A 15,463-nucleotide genomic window follows, 5' to 3' on the forward strand; every position below is an offset into this window, starting at 1 on the left:
GCCCCGGCAATGGTCATTGCCGCCTCAACGCGCCCTGGCTCCAGCCATAGAGCAGCCCGAGAAACAGGATGGCCAAAAACACCCCCATGTCGAGCAAAGCGATCAGCCCTTCTTCGCGATAGACGACCGCCCACGGATACATGAAGGCCATCTCCATATCAAAGGCCAGAAACAGCAGAGCATAACCGGCATAACGCGCATGGTAGCGTACCCAGACCGGATCGCGCGACAGGGTGCCGGCGGTGGCGGGCACGTCCTTGCCAGGTTCCGAGCGGGCGCGCCCGATGGCACGGGCAAGCCCGAACAGGCTGAGCACGAAACCGAACACACCGACGCTCAGCCCGAAAAGGATCGCGTATTGGGAAAGCTCGCTCATCTGTAGCAACTCCTTTAGGCTGTCGCATCCCGATCAGGTTAAGGGTTTACTCAGCGCGGCACAATCAAGCCAATGCCAGGGCCCAAGCTGCCGTTATGCACAGACGCTTTGAGCTGCGGATCATTACAGTTCTCCGAAGAATCCGGGCTTGGGACTTCAAGAACACAGGTCACCAATTGGTTTCTTCCAATTGGGTGGCCGGTGATTTAGCGTTGCATAACTGACGATCCGAACAAACGGGACAGAGGGAAGTCAAATGTGCCTGTCCGCGCAAGTCAGCTTTGCCGCCAGTGTTTTTCTTGTTGGCGGCGGCACGGCCATTTCAATTGTGGCGTGGAGGCGCAACAAACGCTATCTCCCGCTTGCCCTGATGCCGCTTTTTGCCGGACTGCAGCAGTTTACCGAGGGTTTTGTCTGGGTCGGCATGAACGGAAGCGATCCCCTGACGGTTTTATGGGGGGCAATGGGGTTCATCTTTTTCACCTGGTTCATGTGGCCGATCTGGGTGCCATTCTCGGTCTACGTGCTGGAACCGGACGACAGCCCCCGCAAGCGGTTGTTTCGCCTCATGGCGTTGATCGGACTGGCCTTCGGACTGTTGCTCTACATTCCGCACGGGCTGAACAGCAGCATGGTCGTGGTGGAGATCAACAATCAGTCACTGGCCTATGAAAAATCCATGTGGCTGGATTTCATGATGCCGCGCTGGCTGACCAATACGATCTACGTGACCCTTATCACCCTGCCGCCAGCGCTGTCGCATTACAAACACATGCGCCATTTCGCCCTGACGCTGGTGGCGGTGATCGTGGTCGATATCGCCTTCCTGCAGTTTGCATACATTTCGTTTTTCTGCCTGCTGGCGGGACTGGCGACACTACATCTGGTCTACATTATCCTGACCAATAAATGCGCGCGTGAGTGCCCTGAACTCTTTGCCTGACGCCGCGGTGCCGACAAGCACACCCCTGTCCCGTTCCCGGTATCCAATGCACTGAACCTCGCGCAGCGGTGAGCGCGTGCCCTTCGCGACGCCGGTGCGCAGTTCCACTTCCACCTCCATGATCCGGGCGGCCGCATAGGCCAGCATCTCGCGCACCAGATCCCTGTCGGCCTGCTTTTCGGTCAGATCGAAAAGCGCCATTCTCTCGTCGGTCATCGTCATCTCCATCTGGTTCAGGGTTTCGTAACCCAAAAAATTGGACGTTGGGCCAAGTAGAACCCGAACGCATTTTTGTTCGTACCCGACGGCATGGGGTAGTCATCGGTGACTCGCCCCAAAGCACCATTCTTTGTCTGTGGCCCTAGCTCTTAAGGCTCCTACACGTTCACAAAATTTTGTTTGTTACCGGGGCACGTTAGGCGCACAGGTATCTATCCTGTTCGACCCAAAGGCGAAAAAGCATCGAGCATTAATTAGGCTGGCTGCTCATCCATTTCCTACACCACAATCGTGCTATCGACCTTCATTCAACAAGCGTGTCAGATTGCGGTTCATGCGGAAACATTTCGCCATCAACATGCCGGCCCTGCGTTTCGCGCGAAATACACTCGTTTTCAGCCTCCTCGGCCTGATCCCGGTGCTTCTGGCTTACGTGATACTGACCCCCGGCTTCGGCACTCTTCTGCTGGGTGGTGGTCCGCCGCTGAGCAGGTTCTTGCGGCAGGTCGTGACGAACGGTCTTCCGGTTGTCTTCTTGCTGAACTACGTGAGTTTCTTTCTCTTTGCGTGGATTGTTGCCACTCCGGATCGCAGCTACAAACTCAGTTTCATCGTTCTTGCAGACCTGCCCGTGCGTGTGCTCAGTTTTGTAGGGCTGCATGCCTTGATCTATGTCTTGTCAGCTGATTGGTTTGGATCCTTTGGGGGGAGCCGTGCGTCGGCCCTGCGAGTCGTTGCGCCGACGCTGGTGCGTTCGTTCCTTTTCGAGAACATCTCGGGCGTCTATCTCTACGCCACGCTGGTGAGCGCGCTGCCGCTCTATGTCACGGCTGTCGAGAATTCGGAGGGGTTGGGCCAGCTTGCCAAGGCATTTCCGGGACGATCTGGGTCCGTATTGTTTGCATTTGTAATATTTGCTTTTTATGTTATCGCGATGACCGCTTTTGCTGCCTTGCTCGTCTGGTGGGGGAAGGCCTGACGAGCGCCAATTTCGGCAAATGCAGCCCTCGGGCCATACTTAAAGGGAATTCTCTGAATTTTCGAAATGGTCCATGGAGCCAACCTTTGCGGCGAGTGTAGGAGCATAGATGACGGACGCGAGTTTCAAACGCCAGTTGCTGGTTTATGCCCAGCTCTTCTTCGGCATGGCGCTGTTCGGCACCGGCACCCCGTCCGCCAAGATCGTGTCAGAAGCCTTCCCCGTCTTCCTCGGGCCCTTTCTCCGTCTGACAATAGCCGCTCTGGCATTGACGCCCTTCCTCTTCATCTATCGGAAACAACTGCCCCAAATATCCTGGCAGAACTGGATCAAGATCGTTGTGATCGGCGGCGTGGGCATCGTTGCTTTCACGCTGTTCCTGCTCTACGGCATGCAACGCGTGAACGGTGTGGTCGGTTCGGTCGTGATGAGCCTGAGTCCGGCGGCGATGGCCACAGCAGCGGTGGTTTTCATGGGTGACAGCCTGGGTTGGCGCAAGCTCTTGGCCATTACGCTGGCCGTCGCCGGTGTGCTCGTGATCAACGTGTCGGGCCAGTCGATCCAGGCATCGGGTTGGACCCTGGTCCTGGGTAGCGTTCTGGTCTTCTCCGCAGTGGCCAGCCAGACGCTCTATTCGATCCTGGGCAAGCAGATGATCAGGGAATTGAGCCCCGTCGTCGCCTTGCCGCTCATCGTCTGGGTGGCCGTGCTGCTCTTTGCCGGGCCTGGACTCTACCAGGCCACGAGCTTCGACTTTGCCGAACCTTCGCTGAACGCATGGATCGCGCTGGTCGTCTGGGGCATGGGCCCGCTCGCAATCGGAACGTTGATCTGGTTTCGCGGGTTGAGCCAGGTGTCTGCAAGCACGGCGTCGGGCTATATGAGTGCGATGCCAGCGTCTGCGCTGGCTCTGTCATACCTCTGGCTTGGGGATAAGTTTTACCCGATCCACCTGGTCGGCTTTGTGCTTGTTTTCTCAAGCATCGGGCTTGTGACCTGGGCGCACCGCGTCAAGGAAGCAAGCCAGCAAGACAAGCAGCGCGCATCCGAAAGTCACAACTGCGCCCTGCCGTGTTAAACGCAATGGGCCGTAAGGCCGGATGGTCGTCTTCAGGCAGAACGACACCGGGTACCCCGTGCAGACCTAGGAGGCCTAGTGGACGAAACTGTCCGGTGGTTGAAAGTGGCCGGTCGGTTCTCAAAGCTAGGGCGATGGCCATGAAGCGATATCATGTTGGTCTAGCGAACTGAAAATACAAAAAAGGGCGCCATGAGCGCCCTTCTCTGAAGACTTTGCTGTCGACTCAATCGCTGTGAGACGAGTCAATGACTTAGTGCTGCATAAAGCTGATTTCACCGACCATACCGGATTCACGGTGTCCGGGCACGTTGCACGCAAAGCCCAATTCAGTCTTTTCGCCGAAGGTCCAGGTTACTTTGGCCGTTTGACCTGGCTCCAAAAGAACGCTGTTGGCATCGTCATGCATCATGCCGGCCTGCATCATCTTGTCGTGGTTGATTTTGTCGACCGTCATCATGCCGGTGTCCATCATCTTCATCATCTCGTCCAAGTGGCCCTGCCACATTTTTTCCGTGCCGAGATTGAACTCATGCACGAATTCACCGTCGTTGCTGACCACGAAAGTGATGGTTTCCCCTTCCATGATCTCAATGTTCGACGGGTCGAACGCCATCTCGGTCATGCTGACTTCGACAACGCGATCCGCCTTTGCCGGGTCGCCGGGTTGTCCTATCATGGCTGCGTGTCCATCACCGTGACCGTCGTCGTGGCCTGCCCCGGCAAATGCCGCTGATGTTGCTAGAGCAAACACGACGCTTGTGATCGTTTTGAGATAAGGTTGCATTTCAGTTTCCTTGTATTGGTCGAGTATAGAGTTCTGGGTTGAAATCAGACCGCTCGTCGCGGAGGTGGCGGGTCAAACTCTGGCGTGAAACGGTTCGCCACCAAGGAAAACGTCAGCGGCTTCACGTCAAAGCCACGTCGTGTCCGGGTGATATTTTTCTGTTGGGTGCCAATTGCCATTAAAGAACAGGCCATGCCTGGATGACAGTCCTCTGATCGGTCGGTTTCGCCATATTCATGATGCGCCGAGGCGTTGGCTTCTGATGCAATCTGCACGTGCTGGAAATCAGTAGTCCCAAGCGACATCTCTGTTCCGCCTGAAAGAACGACCGAGATCGCAAATATGGTGAGGCAAGCGATAAGGATTACGCCCGAGCGCCGCGTCAAGTTCATCAGAAAACCCCATTTTCCTTCTGAAGCGCGCGCACATAGGCGGTGATCGCTTTCACGTCGGCGTCTGTCGCGCCGTCCACCGGCGGCATGTTTCCGAAGCGCCAGTGATGTGATCGGACGCCATTCTTCGCAGCCATCACGAAGGCCATATCCGAGTGATGGTTGGGTTCGTAAATCTTGTGCACCAGAGGCGGTCCCTTCCCTTCACGACCCGCTGCATTGGCCCCGTGGCAGACTGCGCATTTCGCGTTAAAGGCGCGCTCTCCTATTTGCGCGAGGGACGCCAAGTTGTCCGGCAGTTTCACCTCGACGATGGGCGCACCTTCAGCAATACCCGACATGTCGGGCGGCGTCATGGAATGCCCGGTCTGACTTGGTGCAGGACGCATGACCTGCCATAGAAGCGCACCGCTCCCGACGACCAGAACTCCGGCGATGATCCAACCAAGTTTGCTCATGTTGCAGCGACCATTTTAAAGGTGGCGGGAACAACCGAATCGACGACGCTCCGTAGCTCATAATATTTGAACGAAGAGCTTTCGCGATGGAATTGGATTGGCTGTTCAAGTTTCTCGAGCCATGGCTCCTGCGAAACGGGGCAGTGAACGTCGTTATCCTTGAGCCTTGTTTTTGAAAGGAACCGGGACCGTTCAGGCAAACCCTTTGGTAAATGTCGCATATCCAGCCTCAGACTAACCCATCATTTGTCGGAGGGGGCTATGTTCCAGCGCTGGAAGGTCAAGAAAAACCAACGTCTTAGAGGCCAAATTATTGTAACGAAATGTATCCTTGATCTTTGTTGGCAATCGCGCTTTTTTAACCACGAAAGGGTTCGGGACGTATGCGTTTTTTCAGATTTACACGAATGGCTCATATTCTGTCGCTCATCGTCTTGATGGTAGCGGCCATGCCGTTTGTCGGACCTGAAACTGGCTCGCCGCAAGAAGATTGGAGCCACGTTGCAGCGGTGGACGTTCGTGATTGTGGCGCACATCTTGTGGCGGAGGATACTATCCCCGGTTGCCCTGGTATGATGGTGCATTGCGTCACTTTTTCTAACGTCGATCATGCACTAACCGAACCGAAGCTCCTTGTCGCGCACGTTTATCATGGGTCTCGCGCGGTCGACGCAGAAAGCTTGAAGCCGGAAGCTTCTTCGCCCCCTCCGCGAGTCTGAACGCGCTTCGATTCTCATCCCTGCATCTTACGGCTGAGGTTTCCGGTCTCGTCCAAATAAGAAACGGCGTGGACGTGTGACGGGCTCCCCTGTTGGGGTGGTCCTGAAACACCTCAGGTACTCTCGGGATCACTCCTCAGAAACTACTCGAGGTCTGCCTTGATCGGGCGAACCTTCGACTCAATCATCACAAAGGAGAAGAGTATGCGACTCTTCAAAGCAAAACAGTGTGCGCTTTCCGATATAGCGCTCAGTTCGTCGGAACATCTGGCAAAAGGTCTGTCCCGGCGTCAGTTCGGTTTGACCGCGGCTGCCGCGCTTGCCATGCCGACGGCGCTGCGCGCGCACGAAGCACCCAAGATTACATCGAAGGGGACCTATGATATCACTGTCGACCGGGTTCGGATCGATACTGGGAACTTTCGGAAAATGGGCGTCGGTTACAACAAGAGCCAGATTCCAACGATCCTGCGGTTCAAGGAAGGCGAGGAAGTCACCATAAACGTGACCAACAACCTCCGCGAGAGCACCTCAATTCATTGGCATGGGCTGATCCTGCCCTTCCAGCAGGACGGCGTCCCCGGTATCAGCTTCAACGGTATCGCTCCGGGTGAAACCTTCACCTACCGGTTCCCGATCCAGCAGGCCGGCACGTACTGGTTCCACAGCCACTCGGGCTTTCAGGAGCCCGATGGCGCTTACGGTGCCATCGTGATCGAGCCACGCGACGGTGAACGGATCCGAGCGGATCGCGATTATGTTGTTCAATTGGCCGACAAGCACCCGCATCCGGGCAGCCGGATCATGCGGAATCTCAAGATGATGCCGGACTACTACAACCGCTCACAACGCACCTTGCAGACCCTGATTGAGGACTCGCGTCAGGACAGTCTGAAAGCCGCGCTCAAGGATCGTGGGATGTGGGGGCGGATGCGGATGATGCCAACGGACATTGAGGATGTGCAGGGATTTACCGCTCTGATCAATGGGCGCAGCACATCGCAGAACTGGACAGGGCTGTTCCGGCCCGGTGAGAAGATCCGCCTGCGAATTGTCAATTCCTCGGCCATGACCTATTTTGACATGCGTATCCCGGGCTTGAAGATGACCGTGGTCCAGGCTGACGGCAACGACGTCAAGCCGGTCACGGTGGATGAACTGCGTGTTGCCGTGGCGGAGACTTTTGACGTCATCGTCCAGCCGCGGGAAAACAAGGTTTATAGTATCATTGCCGAGTCCATGGGTCGCACCGCTCTCGTCCGCGGGACGCTGTCACCCAGAGAGGGCTATGCCGGGGCCGTGCCACCACTCCGGCCCAAGCCTTTGCTCACCATGGCCGACATGAGCGGGATGATGGGGGGTATGGATATGGGTGACCACGTCATGCAGAACGTCGGCGGCATGCAGAACATGACCGGCATGGATCATTCCAAAATGCAAGGCATGGATCACTCGAACATGGGTGCTGCCAGTGCACCGGCACCGCAGGTGATGGACCATTCCGGCATGGCGATGTCAGGCGAAGGTGATCCATTCTATGCGCCCGGCAGCGGGCTTACACCCAAAGCCTATAATGGCGGAAAGTTCTTGTCCTACACGGATTTGCGCGCAGCACGACCGCTCTATCGGAACCGCGCCCCGTCGCGCACCATCGAATTGCGTCTGACGGGTAACATGGAGCGCTACATCTGGTCGATCAACGATGTGAAATTCGACGATGCCGATCCAATCGTACTGAATTATGGCGAGCGCGTGCGTATCCGATTCATCAACGAGACAATGATGGCGCATCCGATGCACCTGCATGGGATGTGGTCTATCGTCGATACCGGTCAGGGAGCGCGCAATCCCATCAAGCATACGGTAAGCGTCCAGCCGGGCACAACGACCGACATGGAAGTTGAGGTTGATGCCCCCGGGCAATGGGCCTTCCACTGCCACCTCTCCTACCACGCCGACGGCGGTATGTTCCGCAAGGTTGTGGTTAAGGGGCGCCCAGCCTGAGCCAGTCAATATAAGGAAAAGCATGATGAAACGTTTCAAACTGGCCGGACTAGCCGGCCTCCTTCTACCCTTGGCTCAGGTTGCGCAGGCCGAGCCGCTGATCTGGGGTTTTCAAGCGGAGCAGTTCGAATATCGCGCGATGGATGGCGAGGATGCCTTCGTCTGGGATTTTGATGCCCTTGCGGGGTCGGATGAGCTGAAATTCGTCTGGCGAAGCGAGGCGGAACTCGGTCTGACATCGGATGATTTTGAGAAGCTGGAAAATCAGCTGCGTCTGCAGTTCCCGATCTCGACGTTCTTCGACGCCGTGGTAGGGGCCTATGCGGACACGCCTGATGGCGCTCCCGACCGCTACGCAGGCGTAGTCGGCGTCAAAGGCCTCGCACCGCAGTGGTTCGAGATCGATGCCGATCTCTTTGTCTCTGAACATCCCTTCTTCCGGTTCGAGGCAGAATATGAGGCGCTTCTGACCAATCGGCTGATCCTCACGCCGAGTATCGAAATCGATCTGCCTCTCAAGGATGATCTGGCGCGTGAACGGGGCGCGGGCGGTGCGGTTGTCGAGCTCGGGGCACGGCTCAGCTACGACGTTATCGACCGCGCGTTCTCTCCCTATATCGGCGTCAACTATGAAGCCTCGTTTGGCGATACCAAGGATATTCTCCGCGCCAATGGTGACGATACGGATGCATTCTCGATCGTGATCGGTACGCGTCTGATGTTCTGAAAATAGGTCGTCCCGGCGGCAAGTCGGGGCGACCTGCTGCTTTCATGAACGACCAGAGGGTGCGCTAAAGATTAAGAACCAAACTGAAAAGGAGACCATGATGGGCGGTAAGGGACACGCAGGTCACATGCCACAGAGCGGACGAGGCATGGCAATTTCAGCTTGGCTAACGGGTGTCTATTTCATCATTGAGATGACAATCGGTCTCTGGACCGGCTCCATTGCTGTGATTTCGGATGCGTTCCACACCTTCTCCGCCGTGGGCGGCGTCCTCGTGGCAATTATTGCGGCACGACTCGCCCGCCGTCCGGCGGATGAGGACCGCAGTTTTGGCTGGTATCGCGCGGAGATCATCGGCGCGCTGGTCAATGGCGGGTTCCTGCTTGCCATGGCAATCGTGGTGATCGTGATGGCGGCAATGCGCCTAGGATCTCCTATAGATCTGCCGACCGGCCCAATGCTGTGGGCAGCGGCTGGCGGCCTTGCGACCGAAATCATCTCGCTCGGGCTGATCTGGAAGCAAAGTCAGAGCGACCTGAACGTCAAGGGCGCGCTCTGGCACATTATTCAGACTTTCGTCGGGAGTCTGTTGATCATCATCACTGCGCTGGTCATAAAATTCACGGGTTTTCTGCTCATTGATCCAATCCTCGGCATGGCTTTCGGCTTCGTACTGGTTTGGGCAAGCTGGGGGATACTGCGTGATTCCATGCACCTGCTTATGGAAGGCACCCCAAATGATGTAAGTCTGCGCGACGTCAAGCAGAACCTGGAGACCGTCGATGGCGTGGCTGATGCACATCACGTCCATGCCTGGGCGCTGACCAGCGGCAAATATGTCTTTTCAGCCCACCTGCGTATTCGCGACGGCGGCCATCCGCAGGAGATACTGAAGGCAGCTCATCAAATGTTGCGGGAGCGCTTTGGCTTCTTTTTCGTCACCTTGCAGGTCGAAGACCGTTGCATTGATGAAAGCGATGCAGAAGCCATCGACATAACTGCGGGCGAGAACCACAATCAGGCCTGACCGCACCCGATGCGCATCTATGACTGCCGGGGTGCGAGACCCTTGGATTAATTGGGCCGCTTTGCGCGTCGCCTAGCCACGCTTTTAGCCAGATCGGAAACCGGATATGAAAACTATATTGCTTCTTCTTCTGATCACCTTGTCCGAGGCGACGATCGGTGTCTTCGTCAAGCTGACCGACGGCAGAATCCCGATTCAGACGTTGAATTTCTACGCGATCCTGACAGCCGCCGCCTTCCTGATACTCGCGCTGCCAGTCGCCACAGGCCGACCGATCCGCCTACCCTGGGGGAATTTGAAGGACACCATTGTTATCGGTGTTCTTATCGCGACGCAGATCAGTGTCTTCAACTACGCCATGACGCTGGTACCGATTGCCAATGCCGTCATTTTCTGGAGTGTGGCGCCCTTCTTTACCTTTATTTTCTCGGCAATCTTCCTCGGTGAGAAGGCAGGATTGGGCCATGTTCTCGTCTTCGGTATCGCCATCGTCGGCATCGTGCTCGCCAAGCCCCTCTCAGGTGGATACATGTTCGGCAATCTCGTCGCGCTGACCGACGGCGCGATCTATGCGGCGATGATTACCTACATGCGATATGAGGGCAAGTCAGAGACGGGCAACGATATCGCTTGGTCGATGCTGACGGCAGCGGTCGTCCTGTCGCCGGCGCTGTTGATTTATGGTACAGGTGAAGTGCTGGGTACGTCGGAAAACGAGAAGCTGGGCATCATCGTACCAGCTGGTGTCTGGGCGCTAGCGCTTGGGTTGGTATCGACGGGATTTGCCTATTTCGGCATCTCCATCGTCCTCAAGACTCTCAACGCGAACGTCTATTCCCTCGTCGATATTATCGTCTCGCCGGTCGTCGCGAGTACTCTGGGATTTTTGGTCTTTGCCGAGGTCCCGGCCAAGGGGATGATCTATGGCGGCGGGCTGTTGCTGTTGGCCGGGTTTCTGCTGACATGGATGATGACTCGTGAGCGACCCGACATCGCGGCGCATCCCTGTCAGTGTTTAGGTTGACCTGCGGTGCGGAGCTTCAAGGCGAAAAAGGACGCCGCGGCGCGCGCCAGACTTCCAATGTATATGTGGAGAGTCTTCTCGGAAGACTTCACACTTACAAGCAGGAAATTGCCGGCAGGTGTCTCGATACAAAACGTTACAACAAAGTCTCTCGCGAATAGATGAAGGGACAGTTGTAAACCCCTACATCGGCGATGTGATTCAGAAACAAAGGAGATCACCATGCTACGACATTCATTTCTTGCCCTGTCAGTGGTTGCTGCAGCCGCGGTCGGTGGGGCAGCTTATGCTCAGAACGACCATGGCCATGGTTCAAAATCAAAACCCGCCGGTGATAGCATGATGATGCAGGGCGGCGGTTCCGGGATGATGGGTGATATGTCCGGCATGATGAAGAAGATGCACCGGATGCACGGCGGGATGATGGACGGAAGCGGCCGCGGCATGATGGGCCACGACATGATGCGGATGCTGGATGCTGATGACGATGGCAATGTCACGCCCCAGGAGATGCGCGAGCAGATGCAGGCCAAGCTGACCGAGTATGACAGCGACGGCGACGGCAACCTCTCGATCGCCGAGTTCGAGGCGCTTCACAGCGCCATGATCCGCGAGAAGATGGTCGACCGCTTCCAGCATCTCGACGCGGATGGCGATGGCGCCATCACCAGCGAGGAAATAGCGGCGCCGGCCAAGAAGATGGAGCGCATGCAGAAGATGCGCTCGGGCATGAGCCAGATGCAGAGCCAGCAAGGCAGCGGCCAGGGCATGGGCTCCGGTATGAACAACACTGGCGACAGCGACAGCAATTGAGCTTGGAGGCGCCGGCCTTCAAGCCGGCGCCGTCTCCGCGCTGATGCAACAGGAGATAACAATGATGGGTTTCGGAATGGGCGGCCTCTGGATGCTGCTCGTTATTGTGCTGGCGGTGCTGGGAGTACTGGCGTTGGTCAAGTACCTTTCCAAATGACCCGAAGGGAAATCGACATGAGCTATACCTATGACCGCGTCTTGGAGGATGTCGGCATCGATGACGCCGAGTTGCGGGTTCGCGATGCATTGGCCGAGCATGGCTTCGGCATTCTGACCGAAATCGACGTGAAGGCGACGATGAAGAAGAAGATCGACGCCGACATCGAACCCTATCGCATTCTGGGGGCATGCAATCCGCAGATGGCCCATAAGGCGATCGGGATCGAACCACGGGTGGGCGCGATGCTGCCCTGCAATGTCATCCTGCGCGAAGTGGACAACGGCACCGAGGTCAGCGCGATCGATCCGGTGGCCTCAATGCAGGCGATTGACAACGATCAGCTGCACAAGGTCGCTATCGATGTGCGTGAGATGATGCGTGAGGCCGTCGACGCGGCGTGAAGTGGCGATTTCACGATTACGGCTTGAGATTCCATCAACTGGAAGGCCTAGGGTTGTAGCGACTCGAACGCAACCCCGGCAAATACGAGGATGCATTGCCCAATGTCGAACGATGGAAGCCAGGTCAGCCGGATCACCACAGGCCCACTGGGCCCGAGCGCCATCGGTGCGGGGCTGTTCCTAGCCTTGGCGTCCGTTCACCTTTGGGTGCCTGAACAGGTCTCGGTGGCTATCGCCGCCCTGACCTTGGCCCTGATCGGGGGCGCCTATATCGGTTTCGGCGCCTCCGCCCTTTCAGCCGGGATGTTCTGTATGGAACTCGGGGTCGCGGCCTTCTACGCGCTCGTGGCGCTTGCCGGTCTGCTCTGGACGCCGCTTGCGCTGCCGCTGGGGCTGGCGGCGCATGCGGCCTGGGACCTGCTGCACCATAATGGCGCCTTCGGTGCGCCGGTGCCGAAATGGTACATTCCCTTCTGCGTGGTCTTCGATCTGCTGGCCGCCGGTTTTCTCCTCATCCTTTATCTACCGTGAGGGCGGTTAGGTGGCACAGGGCATCACGGTTGGAACAGGCGCAAAAATCGTTCTCGCGGTCGCGCTCGTGGCCGCTGCGGCGGCGCTGTTCCTTGGGCCCTTGTCGGGCTTCGTGGAAGACCTCAGCGGCGAGCGGATATCGGCCTGGGTGAGCGCCGCCGGCGCATGGGGGCCGATCGTCATCATTGCCCTCATGACGATCGCCATCGTCGCCACGCCGATCCCAAGCGCACCTATCGCCTTGGCGGCAGGTGCCGCATACGGACATACGATCGGCACCATTTACATCGTCATCGGCGCCGAACTCGGCGCCCTGGCGGCCTTCGCACTGGCACGGTTCCTGGGGCGCGATGTGCTGACCAGATGGTTGGGCGAGACGGTGGACAAGGGCTGGCTCGGATCGCAGAACGTGCTGACCCTGACCGTGTTCGCCAGCCGGCTGATGCCGTTTATCTCGTTCGACATCGTCAGCTACGCTGCCGGTCTCAGCTGCCTGCATTTCTGGCGTTTCGCTGTGGCGACGCTTGCCGGCATCATCCCCGCCAGTTTCGTTCTCGCGCATTTCGGTAACGAGGCGGTGAGCGGCGAGCCCGGGCGAGCCGCCTGGGCCGCTGTCGGGCTGGGGGCACTTACGCTGACCCCCCTTATCGTCGTGGCGATCCGCGAGCAGCGCGGAAGGAAGGCACGCTCATGACCGCGACCCCCAGGCCCGACGCGCGCCCGTCCCCGGGCTGGAGAGCCGTTCGCGCGCTGATCCGGCGCGGGCTGTTGCGGACTTGCCGCCGGCAACTGGGCAATCGGGCATTGCACCTTGCAGATGGCGAAGAGGTGCGCTGGCTGCCTGAAGACATCGAGCGTTTTCTCGTCACGCTCGATCATGCAGCGGAAGAGATGCGGGAGATTGCCGGATTGCAGGGTTTGCCCGATGCCGGCAGTCGGCTGATGGTGGAGCTTGCCATCTACACCGTCGCGGCCGACGCGGCGCTGCGGCACCACGGAGTCGAGACGGGGTGCGCGCATGCGGTCGTCGCCGATGTCGGATGGGACCTCTACCGCCGGATGCTGCGCCTGTCGTCGCTGCCGGCGCGGTTCATCAGCCGCGATCCGGGACGCAGGCTGCGCTGGACGATCCGGGCGCTGCTGGTGTTTCCCTTCCGTCCAGTGGGCGCCCCCGGCTATGCCGCGCGCGTCTTTCGCGATGGTGATGACCTGAAAACGCATTTCACACATTGCCCGCCGCAAACATTCGCTCGGACGGCGGCGGCGCGTCACGCGGACCCCGAACTGCTCGAGGCCTTCCGGCAGAGTTGGTGCCTTTATGACTGGCCCGGTGCCGATCTGATCGCCGGCGATGGCAAGCGGGGACATTACCGCAGACCGCATACGCTCTCGGCCGGCGATCCGGTATGCGACATGTGTTGGAAGGCCCAGTCCGGTGAACCGACGCTCTCGGCCGGGAAGGCACGCGCATCCAGAAAGGGAAATGTCTAGATGAAATCTGAATACAAGGCGAACAGCATCACGCTGGCTGGCGCTATCGCGATGGGCACGGGCGTGATGATTGGGGCTGGCATCTTCGCGCTGACCGGCCAGATCGCTCAGCTTGCTGGGCCACTTTTCCCACTCTCGTTCATCGCTGGCGCGATCGTTACCGCGTTCAGCGCTTATACCTATGTCAAGATGTCGAATGCCTATCCTTCGGTTGGGGGCATCGCGATGATCCTGCAAAAGGCATATGGCCCGACGACCATTGCCGCAGGCGCTGCGTTGCTCATGGCGCTGTCGATGGTCATCAATGAAAGCCTCGTTGCGCGGACCTTCGCCACATACCTTTTGGAGGGATTAGGCGTCGAGCAGACCAAATGGTTGGTTCCTACCCTTGGTGTGGGCCTGATTGTGTTTGCCTATCTCATCAACGCTGCCGGCAACCGATCGGTGGGGTTGTTCTCGATCGTCATGGCTATCCTGAAGGTTGGAGGCATTGCGCTTTTCGGGGCAGCGGGGCTCTGGGCAGGCGGTATCTCGTTCGAGGCGGCGACGGACGGGCAATCGGCCCAAATAACCGGCTTTGTGGCCTCCGTTGCGCTCTCGATCCTAGCCTTCAAGGGCTTCACGACCATCACCAATAGCGGTGCCGAAGTGACCAACCCGAACCGCAATGTCGGCCGGGCCATCGTTGCATCCATCGGCATCTGCGTTATCGTTTATCTTCTGGTCGCCTTCGCCGTCGGCTCCAGCCTTAGCCTTGAAGAGATCATCGCCGCAAAAGACTATGCCCTTGCTGAGGCCGCAGGGCCAACCTTGGGCCGAACGGGGTTTTACTTGACCGTTCTTCTCGCCATCGTCGCGACGTCCTCAGGACTAATCGCAAGCATTTTTGCGGTCTCCCGAATGCTTGCCATGCTGACCGACATGAAACTGATCCCCCACAGCCACTTTGGTATGCCGGGTGCGATCCGAGACCATACTTTGGTCTACACCGTGGTAATCGCCAGTTTCCTAGCGGTATTCTTCGACCTCAGCCGGATCGCCTCACTTGGTGCGTTCTTCTATCTGGTGATGGACATCGTCATCCATTGGGGCGTGTTCCGGCACCTGCGACAGGAAATCGGCGCCGTGGGGGCCGTTCTGCTTAGCGCGATCGCGCTCGACATCGTCGTGCTGGCGGCGTTCACCGCGCTGAAGTGGAAGAGTGATCCATTGATCGTGCTGGTCTCCATCGGGATGATGGTCGCTGTCTTTGCCTTCGTGGGGCTGTTTTTGCGCCATCGTCCACCACAAGAGGCTCAATCCGAATCTCACTCGCAAATGTAGGACAACAGACG

The 15,463-nt window shown here is 57.9% G+C and carries 17 protein-coding genes and 1 pseudogene; 13 read left to right on the forward strand and 5 right to left on the reverse strand.

The window, feature by feature from the left end; all coding sequences use genetic code 11:
* Positions 1–13: 13 nt before the first annotated feature.
* Positions 14–376, reverse strand: a complete 363-nt coding sequence (locus tag RIdsm_RS28920) for an NADH-quinone oxidoreductase subunit A (RefSeq protein WP_057821334.1) — start codon at positions 374–376, stop codon at positions 14–16.
* A 256-nt stretch (positions 377–632) separates the two neighbouring features.
* On the opposite strand from RIdsm_RS28920, the gene RIdsm_RS28925 reads away from it, so the two are divergent.
* Positions 633–1,319 carry a DUF6629 family protein gene (locus tag RIdsm_RS28925; protein WP_057821336.1) on the forward strand — a complete coding sequence of 229 codons (687 nt, stop codon included), beginning with the start codon at positions 633–635 and terminating at the stop codon, positions 1,317–1,319.
* Here RIdsm_RS28925 and RIdsm_RS28930 read toward each other — a convergent pair.
* Positions 1,320–1,535, reverse strand: a pseudogene (locus RIdsm_RS28930) (IS256 family transposase); the annotation flags it as partial.
* A gap of 337 nt (positions 1,536–1,872) precedes the next feature.
* Between RIdsm_RS28930 and RIdsm_RS28935 the strand changes: the two are divergent.
* Both RIdsm_RS28935 and RIdsm_RS28940 read left to right on the forward strand, forming a co-directional pair.
* Positions 1,873–2,517, forward strand: coding sequence for a hypothetical protein (locus RIdsm_RS28935; RefSeq protein WP_057821338.1), 645 nt, complete (start codon positions 1,873–1,875; stop codon positions 2,515–2,517).
* Between the two features lie 109 nt (positions 2,518–2,626).
* Positions 2,627–3,595: a DMT family transporter gene (locus RIdsm_RS28940; protein WP_057821340.1), complete on the forward strand. Its 969-nt coding sequence runs from the start codon at positions 2,627–2,629 to the stop codon at positions 3,593–3,595.
* A 253-nt stretch (positions 3,596–3,848) separates the two neighbouring features.
* Here the strand turns inward: RIdsm_RS28940 and RIdsm_RS28945 are convergent, their stop codons facing one another.
* Genes RIdsm_RS28945 through RIdsm_RS28955 form a run of 3 tightly spaced genes read right to left on the reverse strand, consistent with a single transcriptional unit; the run spans position 3,849 to position 5,232 of the window.
* Complete coding sequence (locus RIdsm_RS28945) at positions 3,849–4,382, reverse strand: cupredoxin domain-containing protein (protein WP_057821342.1); 534 nt, start codon at positions 4,380–4,382, stop codon at positions 3,849–3,851.
* A gap of 44 nt (positions 4,383–4,426) precedes the next feature.
* Positions 4,427–4,774 (reverse strand): hypothetical protein, encoded by a 348-nt coding sequence (locus tag RIdsm_RS28950; RefSeq protein ID WP_143100557.1) that lies wholly within the window; start codon positions 4,772–4,774, stop codon positions 4,427–4,429.
* Entirely contained in the window at positions 4,774–5,232 is a 459-nt protein-coding gene (locus RIdsm_RS28955) for a c-type cytochrome (RefSeq protein WP_057821345.1), read from the reverse strand. Before RIdsm_RS28955 ends, RIdsm_RS28950 begins: the two co-directional genes overlap by 1 nt.
* A 1,043-nt stretch (positions 5,233–6,275) precedes the next feature.
* Between RIdsm_RS28955 and RIdsm_RS28960 the strand changes: the two genes are divergently transcribed.
* From RIdsm_RS28960 to RIdsm_RS29005, 10 genes are all read left to right on the forward strand, one after another.
* Positions 6,276–7,955: a copper resistance system multicopper oxidase gene (locus RIdsm_RS28960; RefSeq protein ID WP_057821399.1), complete on the forward strand. Its 1,680-nt coding sequence runs from the start codon at positions 6,276–6,278 to the stop codon at positions 7,953–7,955.
* Positions 7,956–7,980: 25 nt separating this feature from the next.
* Positions 7,981–8,682: a copper resistance protein B gene (locus RIdsm_RS28965; RefSeq protein ID WP_057821347.1), complete on the forward strand. Its 702-nt coding sequence runs from the start codon at positions 7,981–7,983 to the stop codon at positions 8,680–8,682.
* A 148-nt stretch (positions 8,683–8,830) separates the two neighbouring features.
* The gene (locus RIdsm_RS28970; RefSeq protein ID WP_177228459.1) at positions 8,831–9,709 is read left to right on the forward strand and encodes a cation diffusion facilitator family transporter; all 879 of its coding nucleotides are present in this window, start codon (positions 8,831–8,833) and stop codon (positions 9,707–9,709) included.
* A 106-nt stretch (positions 9,710–9,815) separates the two neighbouring features.
* Complete coding sequence (locus tag RIdsm_RS28975; RefSeq protein ID WP_057821352.1) at positions 9,816–10,733, forward strand: DMT family transporter; 918 nt, start codon at positions 9,816–9,818, stop codon at positions 10,731–10,733.
* Between the two features lie 369 nt (positions 10,734–11,102).
* The gene (locus RIdsm_RS28980) at positions 11,103–11,546 is read left to right on the forward strand and encodes an EF-hand domain-containing protein (RefSeq protein WP_244955873.1); all 444 of its coding nucleotides are present in this window, start codon (positions 11,103–11,105) and stop codon (positions 11,544–11,546) included.
* A gap of 174 nt (positions 11,547–11,720) precedes the next feature.
* Complete coding sequence (locus tag RIdsm_RS28985; RefSeq protein WP_057821354.1) at positions 11,721–12,107, forward strand: DUF302 domain-containing protein; 387 nt, start codon at positions 11,721–11,723, stop codon at positions 12,105–12,107.
* 102 nt (positions 12,108–12,209) lie between these two features.
* Positions 12,210–12,638 carry a DUF6010 family protein gene (locus RIdsm_RS28990; RefSeq protein WP_143100556.1) on the forward strand — a complete coding sequence of 143 codons (429 nt, stop codon included), beginning with the start codon at positions 12,210–12,212 and terminating at the stop codon, positions 12,636–12,638.
* A gap of 22 nt (positions 12,639–12,660) precedes the next feature.
* Entirely contained in the window at positions 12,661–13,332 is a 672-nt protein-coding gene (locus RIdsm_RS28995) for a TVP38/TMEM64 family protein (RefSeq protein ID WP_057821402.1), read from the forward strand.
* On the forward strand, positions 13,329–14,129 hold the full coding sequence (locus RIdsm_RS29000; protein WP_143100555.1) for a hypothetical protein: 801 nt from the start codon (positions 13,329–13,331) through the stop codon (positions 14,127–14,129). Before RIdsm_RS28995 ends, RIdsm_RS29000 begins: the two co-directional genes overlap by 4 nt.
* Positions 14,130–15,452 (forward strand): APC family permease, encoded by a 1,323-nt coding sequence (locus RIdsm_RS29005; RefSeq protein ID WP_057821360.1) that lies wholly within the window; start codon positions 14,130–14,132, stop codon positions 15,450–15,452. It abuts the gene before it with no gap.
* Positions 15,453–15,463 lie beyond the last annotated feature (11 nt).

It is taken from the genome of Roseovarius indicus (genome assembly GCF_008728195.1).
GTDB lineage: Bacteria > Pseudomonadota > Alphaproteobacteria > Rhodobacterales > Rhodobacteraceae > Roseovarius > Roseovarius indicus.

What these genes read in the sequence shown, in the direction of transcription:
- RIdsm_RS28990 (WP_143100556.1), top strand. Translation starts at nt 12,210, where the DNA reads ATGTCGAACGATGGAAGCCAGGTCAGCCGGATCACCACAGGCCCACTG.
- RIdsm_RS29005 (WP_057821360.1), top strand. Translation starts at nt 14,130, where the DNA reads ATGAAATCTGAATACAAGGCGAACAGCATCACGCTGGCTGGCGCTATC.
- RIdsm_RS28960 (WP_057821399.1), top strand. Translation starts at nt 6,276, where the DNA reads ATGCCGACGGCGCTGCGCGCGCACGAAGCACCCAAGATTACATCGAAG.
- RIdsm_RS28975 (WP_057821352.1), top strand. Translation starts at nt 9,816, where the DNA reads ATGAAAACTATATTGCTTCTTCTTCTGATCACCTTGTCCGAGGCGACG.
- RIdsm_RS28965 (WP_057821347.1), top strand. Translation starts at nt 7,981, where the DNA reads ATGAAACGTTTCAAACTGGCCGGACTAGCCGGCCTCCTTCTACCCTTG.
- RIdsm_RS28950 (WP_143100557.1), bottom strand. Translation starts at nt 4,774, where the DNA reads ATGAACTTGACGCGGCGCTCGGGCGTAATCCTTATCGCTTGCCTCACC.
- RIdsm_RS28970 (WP_177228459.1), top strand. Translation starts at nt 8,831, where the DNA reads ATGGCAATTTCAGCTTGGCTAACGGGTGTCTATTTCATCATTGAGATG.
- RIdsm_RS28925 (WP_057821336.1), top strand. Translation starts at nt 633, where the DNA reads ATGTGCCTGTCCGCGCAAGTCAGCTTTGCCGCCAGTGTTTTTCTTGTT.
- RIdsm_RS28945 (WP_057821342.1), bottom strand. Translation starts at nt 4,382, where the DNA reads ATGCAACCTTATCTCAAAACGATCACAAGCGTCGTGTTTGCTCTAGCA.
- RIdsm_RS28980 (WP_244955873.1), top strand. Translation starts at nt 11,103, where the DNA reads ATGGGTGATATGTCCGGCATGATGAAGAAGATGCACCGGATGCACGGC.
- RIdsm_RS28940 (WP_057821340.1), top strand. Translation starts at nt 2,627, where the DNA reads ATGACGGACGCGAGTTTCAAACGCCAGTTGCTGGTTTATGCCCAGCTC.
- RIdsm_RS28955 (WP_057821345.1), bottom strand. Translation starts at nt 5,232, where the DNA reads ATGAGCAAACTTGGTTGGATCATCGCCGGAGTTCTGGTCGTCGGGAGC.
- RIdsm_RS29000 (WP_143100555.1), top strand. Translation starts at nt 13,329, where the DNA reads ATGACCGCGACCCCCAGGCCCGACGCGCGCCCGTCCCCGGGCTGGAGA.
- RIdsm_RS28935 (WP_057821338.1), top strand. Translation starts at nt 1,873, where the DNA reads ATGCGGAAACATTTCGCCATCAACATGCCGGCCCTGCGTTTCGCGCGA.
- RIdsm_RS28985 (WP_057821354.1), top strand. Translation starts at nt 11,721, where the DNA reads ATGAGCTATACCTATGACCGCGTCTTGGAGGATGTCGGCATCGATGAC.
- RIdsm_RS28920 (WP_057821334.1), bottom strand. Translation starts at nt 376, where the DNA reads ATGAGCGAGCTTTCCCAATACGCGATCCTTTTCGGGCTGAGCGTCGGT.